Consider the following 6,641-nt stretch of genomic DNA (forward strand, 5'->3'; position numbering starts at 1 on the left):
TGGGGCCGAGCTCGATGTAGCTGCGCACCTTGGCCAGGTGGGCTTTGCTGATCATCGGACCAACGATGGTTTTTTCATCCAGCGGGTCGCCCACGGTGATGCGTTTGGCGCGCTCCGCGAATTTGGCGGCGAAGTCGGCGTAGATGCTTTGCTGGACCAGAATGCGGCTGCCCGCCGTGCAGCGCTCGCCGTTATTGCTGAAGATCATGAACACGGCCGCGTCCAAAGCACGGTCCAGGTCGGCATCTTCAAAGATCACAAACGGGCTCTTGCCGCCCAGTTCCATGCTGAACTTTTTGAGGCCACCCTTTTGTGCGGACATTTGCACGATGCGGTTGCCGGTCACAGTGGAGCCAGTGAAGCTGATGGCACGCACATCGCGGTGCGACACCAGCGGCTCGCCCGCCTCTTTGCCGAAGCCGTGCACCAGGTTCAGCACGCCGGGGGGCACGCCCGCTTCCAGCGCCAGCTCGCCCAGACGCGCAGCGGTGAGCGGCGAGAGCTCGCTCATCTTGAGCACGGCAGTGTTGCCAAAGGCCAGGCAAGGCGCGACCTTCCAGGTGGCGGTCATGAAGGGCACGTTCCACGGGCTGATCAGCGCGCACACGCCCACCGGGTGGAACAGCGTGTAGTTCAGGTGCGTGGGCGTGGGGTAAGTGTGGCCGTCCACGCGGGTGCACATCTCGGCAAAGTAATGGAAGTTGTCGGCCGCACGCGGCACCAACTGCTTACCGGTCTGGCTGATGGTTTGACCGCAGTCCTGGGTTTCGGTTTCCGAAATCTCTGGGACGTGCTTCGTGATCAGGTCGCCCAACTTGCGCATGATCTTGGCGCGCTCAGTCGCTGGCGTGGCGGCCCATTTCGGGAAAGCAGCTTTGGCAGCGGCGACAGCCCCATGAACTTCCGCCTCGCCGCCCGAGGCGACTTCGGCCAGCACTTCTTGCGTGGCGGGGTTGACGGTTTCAAAGTAGTCGCGGCCTGCGACGGACTGGCCGTTGATGAGGTGGTCGATTTTCATGTTCAGTCTCCTGTTTCTGTTTTCATGGCACTGTCATTCCCGCGCACGCGGGAATTCATGCAGGCCAAGCGTCAACACCATGGATCCCCGCGTGCGCGGGGATGACGTCTTGGGTGTGTGATGCCGTTTGGGGTTTCATCGCGGTTTCATGCTCACCCAGCAACAATGGTGTTGATCAAGGCCCCAATGCCTTCGATCTCGGTGACGATCACGTCACCGGGGTTCACGTTGACCACGCCGTCGGGCGTGCCGGTCAAGATCAAGTCGCCGGGGTTGAGCGTCATGAAGCTGCTGAAGTATTCGATCAGCGTGGGCACATCAAAAATCATGTCGGAGGTGCTGCCGCTTTGCGTGACCTGACCGTTGACGGTGGTCTGCAACTTCAAAGCCATGGGATTGGGCACATCGGCCGCGTCGACCAGCCAGGGGCCAATGGGCGTGCAGGTGTCGCGGTTTTTCACGCGCAGATTCGGGCGGTACCAGTTTTCCAGGTAGTCGCGTATGGCGTAGTCGTTGGCCACGCTGTAACCGGCCACGAAGTCGTAGGCATCGGCTTTCTTCACATGGCGGGCCGTGCGGCCGATGACCACCGCCAGCTCGCACTCGTAGTGCATGAACTTCACCTCGGCCGGGCGATAGGTCATGGCCTTGTGTCCGACCAGCGAAGCCTCGCCTTTCATGAAAGCCAGCGGTTCTTCCGGCGCCTTGAAGGCCAATTCCTTGGCATGGTCCGCATAGTTCAGGCCCAGCGCGATGACGGTGCGCGGCTGAGGCACTGGCGCCAATGGAGGCAACCAGACGACCTCGTCAAAGCCCACCCGACGACCGGCGTGAGGCCCCTGGGTCAGCCACAGCTGACCGTCCGATTCGATGGCTTTGTGGATGCCACCCGACCAAGCAACGCGTGCGTGCTTCATGCGGCACCTCCTTGCAGACGAACGGTTTGCTGCAGGCTGACAAAGCCCGGCGCTGAAATCATGACCCGGTCACCGTGCCGGGCTTTGGGGCGCGTGCCATCGGGCAGGCAGTCGGTGCCCACCATCAACACATCGCCGGGCTGCAAACTCATGAACTCGCTCACATCGGCCAGCAGTGTGGCGGCATCGCGCACCATGGACGACAAGCGCACACGCTGCACCACGGCATCGTTCAGGCGCACTTCGATTTCCAGATCGGTCCAGTCGCTCAAGGCCTGGCAGGCAGTGGTTTGCAAGGGCAAAGCCAGGTAGCCGTCACGGCAGCGGTATTTGATCGGTGGGCGGTAGTAACTCATGTGCGGGACAGACCAGTCGCACAGCAAGGCCCCGGCGGCCACCTGACCCCCTTCACCCATGACCAGCCCCAGTGTGCCGCCCACATCGACTTCCTTGATGCCGTCTTCCAGCAGCAGGTCGTGCCCTGCCGGGTTGAAGGTGTTGGCGCTCTTGACGTACAGCACAGGCGCTTGGGGTGGTGCCTTGTGCGGCTCGTCGTTCATGCGCGGCGCACGGATATCCCACTCTCGGCGAAAGTTGAGCAAGGTGCCATACACCGTGCCCTCGGGTTGCCAGGGCCGTTGTGAAGTCCGGGTCATTTGCATGTCTTATTCCTCCTCATCCATGTCTAGGACGGCGCTGTCCTGCGGCAGTTGCAGGGCGATCACGCCATCGAGCAATTCGTACAAAGCGGTCAATTTGGTCTTGCCCAGTTCACGCTCCATCCAGGCGTAATGCGCTTCGATGGTTTCCGACAGGGCTTGCACTTTGGCCAGCCCTGCGGCCGTGGCCCGCACCACGGTGCGGCGGGCATCTTGCGGGCAACGCGCCCGATCAATCAGCCCATCGCGCTCCATGCGGGCCAGCACACCGGTCAGGCTCGGGCCCAGCAAATACGCCTCGCGGGCCACACGCCCGGTTTCCACCCCTGCCGCCTCATCGGCATGCTCGCCCAGCACCCGCAGCACACGCCACTGCTGGTCGGACAAGCCATGCTGGCGCAGGCTGGGCCGCGTGTGCGCCATGACCGCCTCGCGTGCTTCCAGCAGCAGGCGTGGCAAATTGCGGTGAACAAATGGGGTGCGGCTCGTCATTTATTTAACATGTTAAATGATTTCTCCACGCCACAACATCGGGACAACCCTGAGACACCCGCCAAAGCCATTACAGTCAGCGCATGTCTTCATGTCTTGACCGCTTGGGCTTGGCCGCCCCCATCATCCAGGCCCCCATGGCCGGGGTGCAAAACCACCGGCTGGCCGCCGCCGTTTGCCGTGCGGGCGGTCTGGGCTCATTGCCAGCCGCCATGCTCAGCGCCAGCGACTTGCAGGCGCAATTGCAAGCGCTGAGCCAGGCCACCGACAAGCCCTACAACGTCAACTTCTTTTGCCACGCGCAGCCCACACCCGATGCGGCCCAAGAAAGCGCTTGGCGCCAGCAGCTGCAGCCCTTTTACCGGGAACTGGGTCTGGACGCAGCAAACATCGCCAGCGGCCCGAGCCGGGTGCCGTTCAACCACGCGTCAGCCGATGTGCTGGAAGCCTTTCGCCCTGCGGTGGTCAGCTTTCACTTCGGCCTGCCCTCACCTGAACTGGTGGCCCGCGTCAAAAGCTGGGGCACCATCGTCTTGTCGTCGGCCACCACGGTCGATGAAGCCCTCTGGCTGCAAGCGCACGGCGCCGATGCCGTGATCGCCCAAGGGCTGGAAGCAGGTGGCCACCGGGGCATGTTCCTCAGCAGCGATGTGTCCACCCAAATGGGCAGTTTCGCCCTGCTGCCCCAAATCGTTCAAGCCGTGCGCGTGCCCGTCATCGCGGCCGGGGGCATCGCCGACGCGGCGGGCGTGCAAGCGGCCAAAGCCCTCGGGGCGGCGGGCGTGCAAATCGGCACCGCTTATTTGTGCAGCGACGAAGCCAGCACCAGCGCCTTGCACCGCGCCGCATTGCAATCGCCTGCGGCGCGGCACACGGCCTTGACGAATGTGTTCACCGGCCGGCCTGCACGCGGCATCGTCAACCGCGTCATGCGCGAACTGGGTGCCATGAGTCCGCTGGCGCCCAACTTCCCGCTGGCCACGGCGGCCATGGCCCCGCTTCGCGCAGCCGCCGAAGCACAGGGCAGCAGCGACTTCACGCCCCTGTGGGCGGGGCAGAACACGGCCCACATGCAGACGGGCCCCGCAGCAGACATCACACACCGCTTCATCGCCGCTTGGCGGGCTTGATCAGGCACACTACAACGCTCATTTGACGTTCGCACCCGACACCGCACATGGCCAAAGACAAATCGATTTACACCTGCACCGAATGCGGTGGCACCAGCGCCCGCTGGATGGGCAAGTGCCCCAGCTGCAACGCTTGGAACACGCTGATCGAGGGCTCGGCCGAACCGGCTGCGGGCAAAAACCGTTTTGGCTCGGCGCATGCCTCACTAGCCCCCACGTCCGAGGTGTTGCCGCTGTCGCAAATTGAAGCAGCCGACTTCGAGCGCCACCCCACCGGCATCGACGAGCTGGACCGTGTGCTGGGCGGTGGCATGGTCGAAGGCGGTGTGGTGCTGATCGGTGGCGATCCGGGCATTGGCAAATCCACCTTGCTGCTGCAGGCGGTGGACGCTTTGCAGCGCAGCGGCATGAACACGCTGTATGTGACGGGCGAAGAAAGCGGCGCCCAAGTGGCCATGCGTTCGCGCCGCCTGGGCCTGCCAGACTCGCTGGTGCCGGTGTTGCCCGAGATCCAGCTTGAAAAAATCCTGCACACCTTGCAGTCGCGCCAGCCCCATATCGCCATCATCGACTCGATCCAGACGGTGTATTCGGACCAACTGACTTCGGCGCCCGGCTCGGTGGCGCAGGTGCGCGAATGCGCCGCTCACTTGACGCGCACCGCCAAATCCACCGGCACCACCATCGTGCTGGTCGGCCATGTGACCAAAGAAGGCGCACTGGCTGGCCCCCGCGTGCTCGAGCACATGGTGGACACGGTGCTGTACTTTGAAGGCGACACGCATTCGAACTTCCGCCTGATCCGCGCCATCAAGAACCGCTTTGGTGCCGTCAACGAGATTGGCGTGTTCGCCATGACCGAAAAAGGCCTGAAGGGCGTGAGCAATCCCAGCGCCATCTTTTTAAGCCAGCACAGCGAGCCCGTACCCGGCAGCTGCGTGATGGTCACGCTCGAAGGCTCACGGCCACTGCTGGTCGAGATTCAGGCCTTGGTGGATTCAGGCGGCCCCAGCCCGAGGCGCTTGAGCGTGGGTTTGGAGCGCGACCGCTTGGCCATGTTGCTGGCGGTGCTGCACCGCCATGCGGGCGTGGCATGTATGGACCAAGACGTGTTTGTCAACGCCGTGGGCGGTGTGCACATCCGCGAGCCCGCTGCCGACCTGGCGGTGATGCTGGCCATCACCAGCAGCCTGCGCGGCAAGCCGCTGCCCAAAGGTTTCATTGCTTTTGGCGAGGTGGGCTTGGCCGGTGAAGTGCGCCCTGCCCCGCGCGGCCAAGACCGCCTCAAAGAAGCCGCCAAGCTGGGCTTCAAAGTGGCCGTGGTGCCCAGAGCCAATGCGCCCAAGAAGAACGACAAGTCGTTTGAAGGCCTGACCATTTACCCGGTGGACCGGATCGAAGAAGCGATGCAGGTGGTGCGGGGGCTGGATTGACCCCCTCTTGAGCAAGGCACAATCCCCCTCCATGAATTTCACCAAAATCCTGGCCCCTGTGGCCATCATTGTTTTCACTGCGGGTGCTTGGCGTCAATTTGGTTGGGCGGGCGTCGCTTTGGCCGCTGGCGGCGTGGTCATGTGGATCTTGCTGCATTTCACGCGGATGATCACCATCCTGAAAAAAGCCGCCAACCGACCGATTGGCCACGTGGCCAGCGCGGTGATGCTCAACGCCAAGCTCAAAAAGGGCGTCAGCCTGATGCATGTCATCGCCATGACACGCTCACTGGGCAGTCTGCACAGCCCCAAAGACGAGCAGCCCGAGGTTTTCACTTGGACAGACACGGGGCAATCCAGCGTGACTTGCACTTTCATCGGTGGCAAATTGACCGAATGGTCACTGCATCGCCCCGAAAATACAGAACCGATGACCCCGTAAAATGGGTGTTTTTACAGCCAACAAACCCTCTTCTAAGGAACCCTGATGAGCGTCGTAATTCCTTCTATGTCAGACCGTGACGGCAAAATCTGGATGGACGGCCAAATGGTCGACTGGCGCGACGCCAAGATCCATGTGCTGAGCCACACCCTGCACTACGGTTGCGGCGCCTTTGAAGGCGTGCGCGCTTACAAAACCGAGCAAGGCACGGCCATCTTCCGCCTGCAAGAACACACCGACCGCCTCTTCAACAGCGCCAAGATTTTGCGCATGGCCATTCCGTTCACCAAAGAGCAGGTCAACGAAGCCCAGCGCGCTGTTGTGCGCGAGAACAAACTGGAATCCGGTTACATCCGCCCCTTGACCTGGATTGGCGACAAAAAATTGGGCGTCAGCCCCAAAGGCAACACCATCCATTTGATGGTCGCCGCTTGGACTTGGGGTGCTTACCTCGGCGAAGAAGGCATGAAGCGCGGCATCCGCGTGAAGACTTCGAGCTACACCCGCCACCACGTCAACATCACCATGACGCAAGCCAAGGCGGTGAGCA

The 6,641-nt window shown here is 62.4% G+C and carries 8 protein-coding genes; 4 read left to right on the top strand and 4 right to left on the bottom strand.

Annotation, left to right across the window (positions count from 1 at the left end; all coding sequences use genetic code 11):
* The 4 genes from Q1W40_RS12515 to hpaR form a co-directional block, all read right to left on the bottom strand.
* Positions 1-1,018, bottom strand: a 1,018-nt coding sequence (locus Q1W40_RS12515; protein ID WP_300712559.1) for an aldehyde dehydrogenase family protein, incomplete at its 3' end; no start/stop codon positions are given.
* Positions 1,019-1,170: 152 nt separating this feature from the next.
* Positions 1,171-1,935 carry a fumarylacetoacetate hydrolase family protein gene (locus Q1W40_RS12520; RefSeq protein WP_300712561.1) on the bottom strand — a complete coding sequence of 255 codons (765 nt, stop codon included), beginning with the start codon at positions 1,933-1,935 and terminating at the stop codon, positions 1,171-1,173.
* Positions 1,932-2,597 (bottom strand): fumarylacetoacetate hydrolase family protein, encoded by a 666-nt coding sequence (locus Q1W40_RS12525; RefSeq protein ID WP_300712563.1) that lies wholly within the window; start codon positions 2,595-2,597, stop codon positions 1,932-1,934. Before Q1W40_RS12525 ends, Q1W40_RS12520 begins: the two co-directional genes overlap by 4 nt.
* Before the next feature lie 3 nt (positions 2,598-2,600).
* The gene (hpaR, locus tag Q1W40_RS12530) at positions 2,601-3,086 is read right to left on the bottom strand and encodes a homoprotocatechuate degradation operon regulator HpaR (protein ID WP_300712565.1); all 486 of its coding nucleotides are present in this window, start codon (positions 3,084-3,086) and stop codon (positions 2,601-2,603) included.
* Between the two features lie 83 nt (positions 3,087-3,169).
* On the opposite strand from hpaR, the gene Q1W40_RS12535 reads away from it, so the two are divergent.
* The 4 genes from Q1W40_RS12535 to Q1W40_RS12550 form a co-directional block, all read left to right on the top strand.
* Positions 3,170-4,216, top strand: a complete 1,047-nt coding sequence (locus Q1W40_RS12535; protein ID WP_300712566.1) for a nitronate monooxygenase — start codon at positions 3,170-3,172, stop codon at positions 4,214-4,216.
* Positions 4,217-4,263: 47 nt separating this feature from the next.
* Positions 4,264-5,649: a DNA repair protein RadA gene (gene radA, locus Q1W40_RS12540; protein WP_300712568.1), complete on the top strand. Its 1,386-nt coding sequence runs from the start codon at positions 4,264-4,266 to the stop codon at positions 5,647-5,649.
* Between the two features lie 31 nt (positions 5,650-5,680).
* Entirely contained in the window at positions 5,681-6,091 is a 411-nt protein-coding gene (locus Q1W40_RS12545) for a glycerate kinase (protein WP_300712570.1), read from the top strand.
* A gap of 45 nt (positions 6,092-6,136) precedes the next feature.
* Positions 6,137-6,641 (top strand): aminotransferase class IV (locus Q1W40_RS12550; RefSeq protein ID WP_300712572.1); only part of this gene is annotated, 505 nt, incomplete at its 3' end.

It is taken from the genome of Limnohabitans sp., from assembly GCF_030158565.1.
Lineage (GTDB): Bacteria > Pseudomonadota > Gammaproteobacteria > Burkholderiales > Burkholderiaceae_C > Limnohabitans_A.